12 protein-coding genes, 1 pseudogene and 1 riboswitch are annotated in these 14,871 nt (G+C 71.0%); of the genes and pseudogenes, 2 read left to right on the forward strand and 11 right to left on the reverse strand.

What is annotated here, in order from left to right; all coding sequences use genetic code 11:
* The first annotated feature begins 4 nt into the window (after positions 1-4).
* The gene (gene dut, locus RIB45_RS17390; protein ID WP_350051826.1) at positions 5-454 is read left to right on the forward strand and encodes a dUTP diphosphatase; all 450 of its coding nucleotides are present in this window, start codon (positions 5-7) and stop codon (positions 452-454) included.
* A gap of 13 nt (positions 455-467) precedes the next feature.
* Entirely contained in the window at positions 468-920 is a 453-nt protein-coding gene (locus tag RIB45_RS17395) for an RrF2 family transcriptional regulator (RefSeq protein WP_350051827.1), read from the forward strand.
* Between the two features lie 16 nt (positions 921-936).
* On the opposite strand, the gene RIB45_RS17400 is transcribed toward RIB45_RS17395, so the two are convergent.
* The 11 genes and pseudogenes from RIB45_RS17400 to RIB45_RS17450 all read right to left on the reverse strand — a co-directional run bounded on the left by RIB45_RS17400 (position 937) and on the right by RIB45_RS17450 (position 14,832).
* On the reverse strand, positions 937-2,322 hold the full coding sequence (locus RIB45_RS17400; protein ID WP_350051829.1) for a hypothetical protein: 1,386 nt from the start codon (positions 2,320-2,322) through the stop codon (positions 937-939).
* Positions 2,323-2,468: 146 nt separating this feature from the next.
* On the reverse strand, positions 2,469-4,076 hold the full coding sequence (locus tag RIB45_RS17405) for a phosphoenolpyruvate carboxykinase (protein WP_350051830.1): 1,608 nt from the start codon (positions 4,074-4,076) through the stop codon (positions 2,469-2,471).
* A 342-nt stretch (positions 4,077-4,418) separates the two neighbouring features.
* Positions 4,419-5,156 (reverse strand): HugZ family pyridoxamine 5'-phosphate oxidase, encoded by a 738-nt coding sequence (locus RIB45_RS17410; RefSeq protein WP_350051831.1) that lies wholly within the window; start codon positions 5,154-5,156, stop codon positions 4,419-4,421.
* A complete protein-coding gene (locus RIB45_RS17415) occupies positions 5,153-5,908 on the reverse strand; it encodes a CbtA family protein (protein ID WP_350051832.1) in 756 nt (251 codons plus the stop codon). Before RIB45_RS17415 ends, RIB45_RS17410 begins: the two co-directional genes overlap by 4 nt.
* A 34-nt stretch (positions 5,909-5,942) precedes the next feature.
* Positions 5,943-6,122: a CbtB domain-containing protein gene (locus tag RIB45_RS17420; protein ID WP_350051833.1), complete on the reverse strand. Its 180-nt coding sequence runs from the start codon at positions 6,120-6,122 to the stop codon at positions 5,943-5,945.
* 88 nt (positions 6,123-6,210) lie between these two features.
* A riboswitch (cobalamin riboswitch) is annotated at positions 6,211-6,471 on the reverse strand.
* 465 nt (positions 6,472-6,936) lie between these two features.
* Positions 6,937-9,117: a polyribonucleotide nucleotidyltransferase gene (pnp, locus tag RIB45_RS17425; RefSeq protein ID WP_350051835.1), complete on the reverse strand. Its 2,181-nt coding sequence runs from the start codon at positions 9,115-9,117 to the stop codon at positions 6,937-6,939.
* A 459-nt stretch (positions 9,118-9,576) separates the two neighbouring features.
* Positions 9,577-9,846 carry a 30S ribosomal protein S15 gene (rpsO, locus tag RIB45_RS17430; protein ID WP_350051837.1) on the reverse strand — a complete coding sequence of 90 codons (270 nt, stop codon included), beginning with the start codon at positions 9,844-9,846 and terminating at the stop codon, positions 9,577-9,579.
* A gap of 54 nt (positions 9,847-9,900) precedes the next feature.
* Entirely contained in the window at positions 9,901-10,833 is a 933-nt protein-coding gene (gene truB / locus RIB45_RS17435) for a tRNA pseudouridine(55) synthase TruB (RefSeq protein WP_350051838.1), read from the reverse strand.
* Between the two features lie 18 nt (positions 10,834-10,851).
* Positions 10,852-11,280, reverse strand: a pseudogene (gene rbfA, locus RIB45_RS17440) (30S ribosome-binding factor RbfA); the annotation flags it as partial.
* A gap of 54 nt (positions 11,281-11,334) precedes the next feature.
* Positions 11,335-13,965: a translation initiation factor IF-2 gene (infB, locus tag RIB45_RS17445; RefSeq protein ID WP_350051840.1), complete on the reverse strand. Its 2,631-nt coding sequence runs from the start codon at positions 13,963-13,965 to the stop codon at positions 11,335-11,337.
* Positions 13,966-14,025: 60 nt separating this feature from the next.
* The gene (locus RIB45_RS17450; RefSeq protein ID WP_350051841.1) at positions 14,026-14,832 is read right to left on the reverse strand and encodes an RNA-binding protein; all 807 of its coding nucleotides are present in this window, start codon (positions 14,830-14,832) and stop codon (positions 14,026-14,028) included.
* Positions 14,833-14,871 lie beyond the last annotated feature (39 nt).

Below are 14,871 nucleotides of genomic sequence, written 5' to 3' on the forward strand. Positions count from 1 at the left end.
CGATATGGAAACAATTTCTGTAAAAGTTGAGAGATTGCCGCACGGCGCGGATTTGGCGCTTCCGGACTATGGCAGCGCGGAGGCGGCGGGCTGCGATCTGCTGGCGGCGATCGACGGGCCGGTCGCCCTGGCGCCGGGCGCGCGGGCGATGATCCCGACCGGGCTGCGCCTCGCCCTGCCGCCGGGCTATGAGGCCCAGGTGCGCCCGCGCTCGGGGCTGGCGGCGAAGCACGGGCTGACGGTGCTGAACACGCCCGGCACGGTCGACAGCGATTACCGCGGCGAGGTGAAGGTTATTCTCGTCAATCTGGGCGACGCGCCTTTTACGATCGAGCGCGGCATGCGCATCGCCCAGATGGTGGTCGCCCCGGTGACCCGCGTCGCGTGGGCGGAGACGACGGATCTGGACCGCACCGCCCGCGGCGTCGGCGGCTTCGGGTCCACCGGGCACTGAGAGAGGCGGCGGGATGCGGCTCACCAAGAAGCTCATGTTCGCGATCGAGGCGGTGCTCGACATCGCCTACCACGCCTCCGATCAGCCGGTGCAGTCGAAAGAGATCGCCGAGCGTCAGGGCATCCCGCGCCGCTATCTGGAGCAGGTGTTGCAAGGGCTGGTGCACGCCGGCGTCCTGCGCGGCGTCCGCGGGCCGCGCGGAGGCTACCGGCTGGCGCGAGAGCGCCGACGCATCACGATCGCCGACATCGCGCAAGTGGTGAGCGACATGGAAGGCGGCCGCGACCCGCTGACCGATCCCGCCGGCTCGGAACTGGGCCATGTCGTGCTGCGCCCGATCTGGCAGGAGATCGAGGATTACGCGATGCAGCGTCTGTCCGAGACGACGATCGAACATCTGTGCGTCGCCGCCCGCAAGGCGGGCATCGAAAGCCAATCGCAAAGCCAGTTCGATTTCATGATCTGAGCGGAGGCTGCGGGCGTCACGCGGCCGACACCAGCCCCTTTTCCGGCCGCGCCGGGTCGATCAGACGCGCCGCCGCGCCGGTCAGGCGGAAACCGTCGCCGTCCCACAGCACATCCTCCTCCGACGCGCCGAACCAGCCGGGCCCCACCGCCGGGCCGCGCAGCCGAAGCCCGCTCGCCTCCCGTCCGCCCGCCTCTCGTCCGCCCGCCTCTCGTCCGGGGGCGCGCGCCGACAGGCCGGGCAGCGGGGCCAGACCGGGCGCCGCGCCGCGTCCGTCGGCGAGCGCGTCGGCCCGCCGCCACAGGGCGGGACCGGCCGTCTCCGGCAGGCTCAGGCAATCGAGCAGCGCGATGCGCTCGCCGCGGGTGCGCCGACCGAACAGATCCAGCCGGCGGGCCAGACCCGGCTCCGCCGGGCCGTCCAGCACCCACACGGCCTCAAGGCGCGAGGCGAGGTGATCGGCCAACAGCGGGTCTTCGTCGGCCGCGTCCAACAAATGCTCCAGCGCCGCGGCCGGCTCGGCGATCAAGGTCGGGCCCGTCTCGCCGGACGCCTTCAGCAGCGAGGCGATCTCGCCGCGCCGCGACTGGCCGGCGTGCAGGATCATCGTGCCGCCCACCGCCATGACCAGCCGGGTCGCCGGTCCGGCCCCCAGCGGGTCGAGCGGGTCGCCGGAGCTGAGAACCACGGTGTGCCGGACCGCCGCGAAGGGCCAGGCCGCCAACAGGGCCGAGGTCGCGGCCGCGGCGGAGCGCCGCGAGGCGATCACCGAATGCGGCGAGGGCGAACGCTGGGCGGCCGGATAGAGCGCGAACGCCCGGTCCAGCGGCGTGCGTTGGCGCGCCTCCATGATCTCGATCGTCGCGCGGGTCAGCGCAATGCGCTCCACCCCGCGCACCCCGATCACGGTCTCCGGCCGGCCGGCGCCGGTGGTCTCCAGGATGTCGCTGACCGCCTGGGCGGCGCGCCCGTCCAGGCCGTAGACCAGCCCCGGCCCCGATTCGGCGGCCAGCCGCGCCGGCGCGCGCGGCGCGATCGCGGTCGGCACGCCCGCCTTGACCGCGCCGATATGCATCAGGATCGCCGCCGGCTCGCCGGGTCCGTGGATCATCAGGGGTCGGTCGGCGCCCAGGTCCCGATCGATCAGCGCCTGCGCGATGCCGTCGGTCAGGCCGGCCGCCTCGTCGAAGCCGAGCGACAGGCCGGGCGCGATCAGGAACGGCCGGTCCGGCGTGCGGACGGCCGCGCAGTCCAGCCATTCGGCCGCCGCCCCGAAGCTCGGCGCCCGCTCGGGCAGGCCGTGCAGGATCGGCCCGCCGTCCTCCGCCGCCTCCACCCGCACCGCGGCGGGCGGCAGATCGATCGGCGCGGTCGGCGTCGGTCCGTCCGGATAGAGCTCCATGAGGTCTCAGGCGTCCTCTTCGACTGGTCTGGCGTCCAGTCTAACACGCTCCGACGCGCCGCCCCACCAAAAGCGAAAGCCCTACATCGGTCCCGCCCAGGAACTCCCGCACAGGCGGATATCCGCTGAGGCGTCGCGCCGGGTCCCTAGGCTGCGTAGATTCCCGCTTTCTTGACGTCGTCGGAGACGTGGTCCTCGAACTGCTCGAAGTTTTTCTCGAACAGGCCGCGCAGGGTGCGGGCCACTTCGTCATAGCGTCCGCCGTCGGCCCAGGTGCTTTTCGGCTGCAGCACCTCCGCCGGCACGTTGGGGACGGCCTCCGGGATCAACACGCCGAAATTCTCGTCCGGGACCTTGGCGACGGAGCCGAGCTTGCCCTCGATCGCGGCGCGCACCATGGCGCGGGTGTGGTGGATCGACATCCGCTGCCCTTCGCCGTAAGAGCCGCCGGACCAGCCGGTGTTGACCAGCCAGCAGCGCGCGCCGGACTGCGCCATGCGCTCGCGCAGCATCTGGGCGTAGACGGTCGGATGGCGCGGCATGAAGGGCGCGCCGAAGCAGGTGGAGAAGGTCGCCTGCGGTTCGGTCACGCCGCGCTCCGTCCCGGCGACGCGGGCGGTGTAGCCGGACAGGAAGTGGTACATCGCCTGTTCCGGCGTCAGCTCCGCGATCGGCGGCAGCACGCCGAAGGCGTCGGCGGTCAGCATGACGATGTTCTTCGGCTGTCCGCCCTGGCCCGTCGGCTCGATGTTGGGGATGAAGTCGATCGGATAGCTGGCGCGGGTGTTTTCGGCCAACGTGCCGTCGTCGAGGTCGAGCTCGCGCGTCTGCGGATCGAAGACGACGTTTTCGAGGATCGTGCCGAAGCGCCGGGTGGTGGACCAGATCTCCGGCTCCATCTCCGGGTTGAGCTTGATCACCTTGGCGTAGCAGCCGCCCTCGAAATTGAAGACGCCGTTGTCGGACCAGCCGTGTTCGTCGTCGCCGATCAGCCGGCGCGTGCCGTCGGCCGACAGCGTCGTCTTGCCGGTGCCCGAGAGCCCGAAGAAGATCGCGACGTCGCCCGCCTCGCCGATATTGGCGGAGCAATGCATCGGCAGCACGCCGCGGGCCGGCAGCAGGTAGTTCATGATCGAGAAGACGGACTTCTTGATCTCGCCCGCGTACCGGGTGCCGCCGATCAGCACCAGGCGCTGGGCCAGATTCAACAGCACGAAGCATTCCGAATTCGTGCCGTCGCGTCCGGGCAGGGCGTTCAGATGCGGCGCGTGCAGAATCGTGAAATCCGGCTCGAAGCCGCTCAGCTCGCTCGCCGCGGGGCGAATGAACATGTTGCGCGCGAACAGGCTGTGCCACGGGCTCTCCGAGACCACCCGCACCCGCAGCCGATGCTCCGGATCGGCGCCGGCGTAGAGGTCCTGGACGAAGACGTCGCGGTTCTGAAGGTAGCTGGCGGTCAGCGCGTGCAGCTGGTCGAAGCGGCGCTCCTCGATCGGCTTGTTGACCGCGCCCCACCAGACCTGGTCGCGGTTGGCCGGCTCGTCGACGATGAACTTGTCGTTGGGGGAGCGGCCGGTGTAGGCGCCCGTCTCGACGCTGAGCGCGCCGCCCGTCGTAATGGTCCCAAGGCCGCGGCGCACCGTCTCCTCGTAGAGCGCCTCGGCGCCGTAGTTCCAGTGAACCGGGCCCGGATTGACCACCCCGTGATTGTCGAGCCCGAACGCGCTGGGAGTCCCGAGATCTTTCGACGCCAAGGCTTTCCTCCTCCTTGCAAGCGGCCCGGCCGCGCCCTGAGGGCGGCGGCCCGGCGGTTCTTCGGGGAGGGCGCGCTTCGTTGCAAGCGGCGCGCCTCGCCCCGGACCCCATCCGATCCGCGACCGGCCGCTTTCCCCGTGTCGGGAGGCGGCGCCGGGCGCGGCTTTCGGCTGTTCTGACGACGCCGCCGGTCGACCCGCGGGACGGGGCGGTCGACGGCCGAGGGTTTGCATAGCGGGGCGGGGCGGGGGGATCAACCGATTCCGCGGCCCGACGGCGCGCCCGGCGCGCAGGCGTCCGCGCGAAAGCCGTTCAGCCCGCCCCGGGGCGCCGAGACCCCGTTACGCCCGCGCGCGTTTGACCAGCCGTACGAGCTCGACCCGCGCGGCCTCGGCGTCGCGCACGGGCTTGTCGAAGGGAAGCCGCGCGGTCTCGCCGCCACGGCGCAGGTCCGCGCCTTCGGGGTCGATCCCGGTCAGCCGCCAGCCCGCCCCCGGGAGGCCGAGAAGCCGGTTGGCGTAGAGGGCGACGGCGTCGGAATGATCCTCGTTCATGTGCTGGACGACGTCCGATTCGGCCGCGGACAGCCCCGCCGCGTCCGCCGAGCCGGGGTAGAGCAGGGCGTCCGCCTCCTCGATCCAATGGATGCGTCCGAAACCGGCGACCAGATGGGCGCGCTCGATCTCGAAGCGATAGAGCGCGAAATCGCCGAACCCGGCGTAGAGCGCGGCCGAGGGATGGCGGGCCACATAGCGCCCCTGCAGGCGGGCGCGCTCGGCCGCGTCGGCCACGCGCTCGATGCGGCCCAAAAGGCTGGCCCGCGCGCCCGTCAGCGGCTCCGCGAGGCCGGCCGTGCCGTCCAGCAGCAGGGCGGCGCGCGGGTCGGCTTTCAGGTTCTTGGTGTGGTCGGCCAGGTCGCTCAACAGCATCACCGGCCGGCCGGCGAAATCGCAGGCGGTGAGGACGAGAGAGACATAGGGCGCGCCCCCGTCCGCCGTCTGCGTCGACAGGGCGGCCCGGTCGACCGTGCGGGCCAGCGTCCGCACCGCCTCCGCCGGATCGTCGGCGCCGCGCGTCATCGCACCCCGGCGCGCGCGGCGTCCTCGGCCGCCGCCTCCGCTTCGCCGCGGGCCCAGAAGGTCCCCGCCGTCCAGCCGAGCAAGGCCCAGAAGACGGCGGAAACCGCGATCGAGGTGGCGGCGTACTCCGCCGCCAGCTCCGGCGGCGGCGCGCCGCCGGCGTAGCCCGGATGCGGCGCGCCGATCAGATGGGGCAGCGCGATCAGGGCGAGGCCGCCCAGGATCATCGGCCATTTCGCCGCGCCCTCTTTCGCGAAGACGGCGAGCGCTAGGCCCGCGGCCGTGGCGAGAGCGGTCCCGATCCACCAGATCTGGCGGTCCACGATGTCGGCGGCGAAGGTCCCGGGAAGCTCCGGCGGCAGGCCGGCCGCCGGGGCCAGCGTCAGCGCGAGAAACCCGCCTGAGCCCCAGATCAGGCCGCGCCGGCCGTCCACTTTTCCGCCATAAACGGCGAAGGCGGCAGTCAGCAGCAGCGCGAAGCCCGTCGCCAGCACCATGTTGGCCATGACGGTGTAGAGCAGCCGTTCGATCCCGGCGTCCGGCGCCCAGGGCGCGCCGATCGCGCCCGTCCCGTGGTCGTGCTCGGCGTGCGCGAGCACGATGCGGAATCCGTCGAGCGCCGGGGCGGCGGCGCTCTCATAGGTTTCCGCCTCCATCAGGATCGGCGTCGTGGTGATCGTCTGCAGGCCCGAGATGAGCGCGCCGACGAGCACGCCCGCGGCCAGCGCCGGGGCGATGATGCGTTTCAGCATGGAACGGTCCTCGGCGTGACGCCGATCCCCGGCCTTAGTGGCAGGGGAAGGCGAAGGCGTGGCGCGCGTCGTGCGCCGCATTGTGCAGCGTCGACGAATTGGCGAGCCCCGCCCCGAAGACGAGGAGGGCGCCGAACAGCGCGGCGAACAGCGCGGCGGCGAGACGGGTTTGCGGGCGCGCGACGGCGCCCGTCTTGGCGGTCATGGTCTGCATGGAAGTCTTCCCCCTTCTTTCGTCACACCCGACGAAACACGCCTGCGCGCGACAGCGGCAGGCCCTTCAGGCGAAGCGGCCCCGAATGGGCGCGCCTCAACGCTCGGCAGGTCTCCCGGCTCGCGGGTCGTCGCTGAAGGATCCGCCTTCCCAGCGCGCGCGAACGCGCCCCAGTGGCTTCGCCGATCCGCCCTCTCTCAGGGCCGGATCGGGGATCCCCGCTCGCCGCCTACGGTTGCGGGGGCAGCCCGGGCTCGGCGCCCCCTGATGGGTAGGCGCTCTCCCCGTGTTCCCTTTTAATCCCCCAGGCCTTTGGCCGTCCCGGGGAACCGATCGTCTGCCGGAATCAGTACGACGCGACGCTATCGACGGTCAAGCGGCGATGACAGACCCGCGCCAGAGTCCCCGGCGAAAGCGGGGACCGGGTCGGGCGGCGCGCCGGCGGCGGCGCAGGCCGCGGGAGGCCCCCGCCTGCGCGGGGGCGCCTGATAACAAACGCCCGGCCCCATAAACCCCGCAGGAGTCCCCGCGAAAGCGGGGACCTGGTCGAGCGGCGCGCCGGCGGCGGCGCGGGCCGCGAGAGGCCCCCGCTTGCGCGGGGGCGCCGGGCGGAAAACTGCGGCAAGCGCGACAACGCTGTCGGGAGTCCCCGCGAAAGCGGGGACCTGGTCGAGCGGCGCGCCGGCGGCGGCGCGGGCCGCGGAAGGCCCCCGCTTGCGCGGGGGCGCCGGGAGAGGCTGCGATGAAAAACGCCCGCGGGGCGGACCCGCGGGCGTCTCTCGTCTCAGGCTGCTCTCAGACCGATGGGGCGCGATCAGTCCTCGCGGCGGTTCCGCCGGGGGCGGTCGCCCCGGTCGCCGCCGCCGCGCGGCTCGCGCTTGGGCAGCTGGTCCTCGATGTCCTCGCCGGTCTCCTGATTGACGACGCGCATCGAGAGGCGGACCTTGCCGCGCTCGTCGACGCCCAGGCACTTGACCCAGACCTCGTCGCCCTCGTTGACCACGTCGCTCACCTTCTCGGTGCGGCCTTCGGCCAGCTCTGAGATGTGCACGAGCCCGTCGCGGTTGCCCATGAAGTTCACGAAGGCGCCGAAGTCCATGATCTTCACGACCTTGCCGCGATAGAGCTTGCCGGGCTCCGGCTCGGCGACGATGCCCTGGATCCACTCGACCGCCTTCTGGCCGGCGTCGCCGTCGACGGAGGCGACCTTGACCGTCCCGTCGTCGTCGATGTCGACCTTGGCGCCGGTGACCTCGCAGATCTCCCGGATCACCTTGCCGCCGGTGCCGATGACGTCGCGGATCTTGTCCTTCGGCACCTGGATCGTGACGATCCGCGGCGCGTTGGAGGAGACCTCCTCCCGACCCGACGTGATGGCCTTGGCCATCTCGCCCAGGATGTGCAGGCGCCCGTCGCGGGCCTGGGCCAGCGCGGTCTGCATGATGTCCTCGGTGATCGAGGTGATCTTGATGTCCATCTGCAGCGAGGTCACGCCCTGCTGCGTGCCGGCCACCTTGAAGTCCATGTCGCCGAGATGGTCTTCGTCGCCCAGGATGTCGGACAGCACGGCGACGCCCTCCGGGTCCTTGATCAGGCCCATGGCGATGCCCGCACAGCTTTTTTCCAGCGGCACGCCCGCGTCCATCATCGACATCGAGGTGCCGCAGACGGTCGCCATCGAGGAGGAGCCGTTCGATTCGGTGATCTCCGAGACCACGCGGATCGTGTAGGGGAAGCTCTCCTTCTCCGGCATCAGCGGGTTGAGCGCGCGCCAGGCCAGCTTGCCGTGGCCGATCTCGCGCCGCCCGGTGAAGCCGACGCGGCCGGCCTCGCCCACCGAATAGGGCGGGAAGTTGTAGTGCAGCATGAAGTGCTGGCGGAATTCGCCCTCCAGCGCGTCGATGATCTGCTCGTCCGAGCCGGTGCCAAGCGTGGTCACCACCAGCGCCTGGGTCTCGCCGCGCGTGAACAGCGCCGAGCCGTGCGCGCGCGGGATCACGCCGACCTGGCAGTCGATCGGCCGCACGTCGGCCAGACCGCGGCCGTCGATGCGCTTGCCGGTCTTCAGGATATTGCCGCGCACGACGCCGGATTCTAGCTCTTTGAAGAGCTTGCCCGCCAGGGAGACGTCAAGCTCCTCCTCTTCGAGCTTGGCGATCGCGGCCTTCTTGACCTCGCCGACGGCGTTCTGACGCTCCAGCTTGTCCTTGATCGCATAGGCGTCCTGGAGGCCGGCCTCGGCCAGCTCCTTCAGGCGCGCGCGAACCGGCTCGGCCGCCGGATCCTCGCCCGGCAGGTCGAACGGCTCCTTCGCCGCGTCCTCGGCCAGGTCGATGATCATGTCGAGCACCGGCTGGAACGCCTTGTGGCCGAACATGACGGCCTCGAGCATGCGCTCCTCCGAGAGTTCGGAGGCCTCGGACTCGACCATCAGGACGCCGTCCTGCGTGCCGGCGACCACGAGGTCGAGCGCGCTGTTCAGCTTGGTGTCGAGCATCGAGGGGTTGAGCGTGAGCTCGCCGTCGATCTCGCCGACGCGCGCGCCCCCGATCGGACCCATGAAGGGCGCGCCGGAGATCGTCAGCGCCGCGCTGGCGCCGATCATCGCAGGGATGTCGGGATCGTTCTCGAGATCGTGGCTCAAGACGGTGCAGATGACCTGCGTCTCGTTCTTGAAGCCTTTGACGAACAGCGGGCGGATCGGACGGTCGATGAGACGGCTGGTCAGCGTCTCCTTCTCGGTCGGCCGGCCTTCGCGCTTGAAGAAGCCGCCGGGGATCTTGCCCGCCGCGTAGGTCTTCTCCTGGTAGTGGACCGAGAGCGGGAAGAAGTCGAGGCCGGCCTTCTCCTGCTTCTCGAAGACGACGGTGCACAGCACCGCCGTGTCGCCGTAGGTGGCGAGCACCGCGCCGTCGGCCTGTCGGGCCATGCGCCCGGTCTCCAGGGTCAGCGTGCGGCCGCCCCACTCGATTTCACGTTTGTGGATTTGAAACATCTCGTCTCTTCAGTCGTTCGGCGTGCGGCCCGCGCGTCGTCGCGGAGGCCGCCCGCATCTCTTTTCAGCGGTCAACCGGCCCCCTCCCCATGAGGGGGTCCGGCCGGCGCGCCGCCCCTTGTCGGGCCGTCGTCGGGGCCTGTCGCGAAACCCGGGTCTGTCGGTCGTCCCCACCCGGATCGGTCTAGCCCGCTTCATGCGCTTGGTCGGCGCGCGGGCTGTTTCGCGGCCCCGGCCGACGGCCGGGCGATGCGCCTATGGTGTCGTCGCCTCCGGGAGCGCCGCGCGCATGCGGCTCGGGCCCGGACCCCTCCGCCGAGCGGGGGACTTGTCCCGCGGCGGGCCCCGTTTCGGCCGACCGGCCTGAGCCGGGGCGGTCGAAAAACGGGAGCGACAAATGCGAACGGGGCGCCGGCGACTTTTCAGGTCGCGGGCGCCCCGCCCGAAACTCAATTCTGCTTAGCGGCGAATGCCAAGGCTGGCGATCAGCGTCTTGTATTTCGCCTCGTCGCGCCGGCGGACATAGTCCAGCAGGCGCCGCCGCTTGCCGACCATCATCAGGAGGCCGCGGCGGGAATGATTGTCCTGCTTGTGGCCCTTCAGATGCTCGGTCAGGTTCGTGATCCGCTCGGTCAGAATGGCGATCTGCGCCTCCGGCGCGCCGGAATTGCCGTCCGATCCGCCGTATTCCTTGACCAGTTCCGCGGTGCGTTCCTTGGTGATCGACATCTCTTGCGTTCGTCCTCTTCCACGGTATCGGGTTGATAAATCCGCGGCGCCCGCTCAGCGCGCCGCCAGCACCCGGATCGGCTTGATCTCGCCCCGGCCGTAACGCGCCAGCGCCACGGCCCTGCCCCTGTAGAGGGCGACCAGCGCGTCGCCGTCCTGCAGCGCGCCGATCCGATCGAGATCGATCTTCCGGAGAAGCGAGACCGCCTGGCCGTTTCTGAGCCGCGTGGCCTCCGCTTCGCTCAAAGCCATCGCCGGGATACCGTCCAGCGCGGCTTCGATGGGGAGCAGGCGCTCCGCCAATGCGGCGGGGTTATGCCCCAATCGCTCCAGCGCTTCAAGGGAAATCGCCTGGGTTTCCGCAAAGCCGGCGACCGCCGTGCGGCGCAGATCCTCGACCAGCGCCACGGTGCCCAGCGACGCGCCGAGATCGCGGGCGACGGCGCGGACGTAAGTCCCCTTGCCGCATTGCATCTCCAGCACCGCCCGGCTCGGGTCGGGCCGCTCGATCAGGCTCAGCGCGCGGATCGTCACGGGCCGCGCGGCGATCTCCACCTCTTCGCCGGCGCGCGCCTTGTCGTAGGCGCGTCGACCGTCGATCTTGACGGCGGAGAACTGCGGCGGAACCTGCTGGATTTCGCCGATGAAGGCGGGCAGGGCCGCCTCAATCGCGGCCGCGTCCGGCAGCAGGTCGGAGCGCTCGGTCACCGCGCCTTCCGGGTCGAGCGTGTCGGTCGTCTCGCCGAAACGCACGGTGAAGCGGTAGGTCTTTTCGCCGTCCATGACGTACTGGACGGTCTTGGTCGCCTCGCCGAAGGCGATCGGCAAAAGGCCGGTCGCGAACGGGTCCAGCGTGCCGCCGTGGCCGGCCTTCCGGGCGTCGAACAGCCGGCGCGCGCGGCTGACGGCGTCGGTCGAGCCCAGCCCGGCCGGCTTGTCCAGGACCAGCCAGCCGTCGATCGGCTTGCCTTTCTTTCTGCGCCCCATGCCCTGCGCGCCCGCCGATCAGTCGTCGTCGGAATCGGGTTTCGCGATGTCGCGCCGAACCTCCGGACGACTCAACAGCGCATCGATGCGCGCCGCCTCGTCGAAGCTCTTGTCGGTCTTAAAGCGGAGGTTGGGCGTGAATTTCAGCTTCACCTCGCGGGCCACCTGACCGCGCAGGAAGGAGGCCGCGCGCTGCAGCGCCTCGCGAACCTCGCGCTCGCGCGCCTCGCCCGCCGCCTTATCCTGGGCCGAGGCGCCGAGCGGGGTGACGAAGCAGTCCGCGTTCTTCAGGTCCGGGCTGACCCGAACCTCGGAGACGGTGACCGACACGCCGGCCAGCGCCGGGTCTCGCAGCTCGCCGCGCTGAATGATCTGCGCCAGCGCGTGGCGCAGCTCTTCGCCGACGCGAAGCTGGCGCTGCGTGGGTTCTTTCGCGCTCATCGCCCTATGCCGCCTTGCGGTGGAAGTGAGGGGGGCGAGCCGGGGAGGCCGCGCGCGCGCTTACAGCGCGCGCGCCACCTCCTCGACCTCGAAGCACTCGATGAAGTCGCCGACCTTGATGTCGTCGTAATTCTCGAACGCCATGCCGCACTCGTAGCCGTGCTGCACCTCGCGGACGTCGTCCTTGAAGCGTTTCAGGGTCTTGAGCGAGCCCTCGTGGATCACCGTGTCGTCGCGCAGCAGACGCACCTTGGCGCCGCGCTTGACCGTGCCTTCGGTCACCATGCAGCCCGCCACCTTGCCGGCCTTGGTGACGTTGAAGACCTCGCGGATCTCGGCGTAGCCCAGGAACTTCTCTCGCTGCTCCGGGGCCAGCATGCCGCTCAACACCGACTTCACGTCGTCGATCACGTCGTAGATGATCGAATAGTAGCGGATGTCGACGCCGTCGCGCTTGGCCAGATCGCGGGCCTGCGGATTGGCGCGGACGTTGAAGCCGATGATGACGCCGCCCGTACCGGCGGCCAGGCTGACGTCGCTTTCGGTCACGCCGCCGACGGCGCCGTGCACGACGCGCACCTTGACCTCGTCGGTCGCCAGCTTCTCCAGCGAAGCGGTGATCGCCTCCAGCGAGCCCTGCACGTCGGTCTTCACGATGACCGGCATCTCCTCGACCTCGCCGGCCTTGATCTGGTCGAACATCGCTTCGAGCGAGCTCTTGCCGGCGCGGCCGGAAACCGCGAACTGCGCTTCGCGCTGCTTGCGCTGCCGGTAGTCGGAGATCTCGCGCGCCTTCTGCTCGTCCTGCAGCACGGCGAATTCGTCGCCAGCCTGGGGCGTGCCTTGCAGGCCCAGCACCTCGACCGGAACCGAGGGGCCGGCCTCTTGCACCTGACGGCCGCGATCGTCGAGCAGCGCGCGCACCCGGCCCCACTCGCTGCCGGCGACGAAGATGTCGCCGACGCGCAGCGTGCCGGTCTGCACCAGCACGCTCGCGACCGAGCCGCGGCCCTTCTCCAGCTTCGCCTCGACCACGGCGCCGCGCGCCGGGCGGTCGGGGTCGGCCTTCAGCTCCAAAAGCTCGGCCTGCAGCAGGATCGCCTCCTCCAGCTCCTCAAGCCCCGTGCGCTTGAGCGCCGAGACCGGCAGTACCTGAACGTCGCCGCCCATGCTCTCGGGCACCAGCTCGTGCTCCAGCAGCTGCGTGGTGGCCTTGTTCGGATCGGCGCCGTCCTTGTCGATCTTGTTGATCGCCACGATGATCGGCACCTCGGCCGCCTTGGCGTGATTGATCGCCTCGATCGTCTGGGGTTGCAGACCGTCGTCGGCGGCCACCACCAAGATCACGATGTCGGTGACCTGGGCGCCGCGATTGCGCATCGCGGTGAACGCTTCGTGGCCCGGCGTGTCCAGGAAGGTGATCAGACCGCCCGACTTCATCTGCACCTGATAGGCGCCGATATGCTGGGTGATGCCGCCGGCCTCGCCCGCGGCCACGTCGGTCTCGCGCAGCGCGTCCAGCAGCGAGGTCTTGCCGTGGTCGACATGGCCCATGACGGTGACGACCGGCGCGCGCGGCGCCTGGGCGCCCTCGTCCGCGTCGTCTTCGATCAGGTGGTCCTCGACGTCGGCCTCCGAGACGCGGCGCGCCCGGTGGCCGAACTCCTCGACCACCAGCTCGGCGGTGTCCTGGTCGATCGTCTGGTTGACCGTCGCCATCACGCCCATCTTCATCAATGACTTGATGACGTCCGCGCCGCGCGCCGCCATGCGGTTGGCCAGATCGCCGACGGTGATCGCCTCCGGCACGGTCACGTCGCGCACGACCTTTTCGCCGCGCGCCAGGGCCTGACGGTTCTTCTCGCGCTCACGCTGACGCTGGCGCTGCAGCGCGGCCATCGAGCGCCCGCGGCGCGCCTCGCTGTCGGGGTCTGCGTCCTCGTCGACCTGATAGATCGACAGCTTGCCCTGGCGGCGCTTCTCGCCGCCCTTCAGGCGCATGGTCGGGCGCTTCTTCTGCTCGCGCTCGATCAGCTCGTCCGCCTTCTCGCGGCCGGATTTGCTCTCCGCCTGCTTGGCGGCCGCCTGGGCCTCGGCCTCGATGTCGGCCGGGCTGGGCGCCGCGGGCTGGTCGACGGCCTCTTCTTCCGGCTCCCCGGCCGGGGCCTCTTCGGCCTCTTCGGCGGCGGCGGCTTCCGCGGCCTTGCGCGCGGCCTCCTCCTCCTCGAGGCGCTTGCGCTCGGCCTCTTCGGCTTCGCGCTGACGGCGGCGCTCCTCGGCGCGACGCTCGGCCTCCTCGGCCTCGCGCTTGCGGCGCTCCTCCTCGGCCTGGGCGGTCTGGATGGCGCGCAGTCGGGCGGCGCGCTCCTGCTCGCTCAAGCCCTTCAGCGCCGGGCTGGAGGCCGGATCCGCCTGCTTGGACGGCGCAGACTTCGCGGGCTCGGCGCTCTTCGCCTCCGGGCGCTTGATCGGGCCGATGTCGGCGGCCTGCGCGCCGGACCCGCCGGCGGCGGAGGACGGCTGATTGCGGTCGAAGGTGCGCTTCTTCTTCACCTCGACCTGCACCTGCTTGGAGCGGCCGTGGCTGAAGCTCTGACGCACCTGACCCGCCTCGACGCGCTTGCTGAGCTCCAGCTTGCCCTTGCCGAGGGTGAGTTTCTTACCGCCGTTCTCGTTCTCGCTGCTCATCATCTTCCCTAATCGTCGGTCCCTCCGCGCGGCCTTCGCCGTCGAGAAGCGACCCCAAAAAGCTCACCGCCGCCCGCCGGCCTCATCCGCGCCCGCGTCGGCTCTCAATCCTTCCAGGCGCCGCATCTCGCGCGCCAGTTTACGGGCCAGGCCGCCGGCGCTCAGCGCGGCGTGCACCGCGCGGTCGCGCCCGAAGGCCTCGCCGATCTCGGCCGCGTCGAGGGTCGAGACGATCGCCGCGTCGCCGCCGCCCCCCGCTGCGCCACTCGCCGCCCGGGCCGCGGTCAGCGCCGCAGAAAGCTTGCGCCGTCCGTCCTCGGCGCCGTCGGCGGCCTCGACCAGCAAGACCGCCTCGCCGCGCGCGATCAGCGCGCGCACCTTCTCGAACCCGGTCACCGCTTCGCCGGCGCGGCGCGCCAGCGACAGGATATCGATGCAGCGCCGGGTCAGCAGGCGCTCGACCCGCGCGTGCAGATCGGCCGGCGGCCGGACCCGCGCCCGCGCCGCCTTGGCGAACAGGTTGCGGGCGCATGCCGTCTTAATGCTTCCGAGGTCCGCGCTCAACCACATTCCGCGCCCGGGCAGGCGTTGAGCGAGGTCCGGAACCACCTCGCCCTCCGGCCCCAGCACGAAGCGGATCATCTCCGCCTGGGGCTTGCGCGCGCCCGTCGCCAGACACTTGCGGATCGGTCCGCCCGGCCCCTCCGGCGCGTCGCCCGAGGCGTCGGACCGGTCCGAAGACCCGTGCGACGATCCGCCTGAGCGCCCGCGTCGGTCGGACGGCGGGCCGTCGTCCAGGCAGGCCGGATCGATCGGCGCGTCGTCGGCGCCGGTCGTCCCATCCTCGACCGTCTGGCGTCCCGCGTTCATCGCCGCGGCTCGACCGCCGAGACCCGACCCGAAGGGCCC

It is taken from the genome of Marivibrio sp., from assembly GCF_040218065.1.
Classification (GTDB): domain Bacteria; phylum Pseudomonadota; class Alphaproteobacteria; order UBA8366; family Aestuariispiraceae; genus Marivibrio.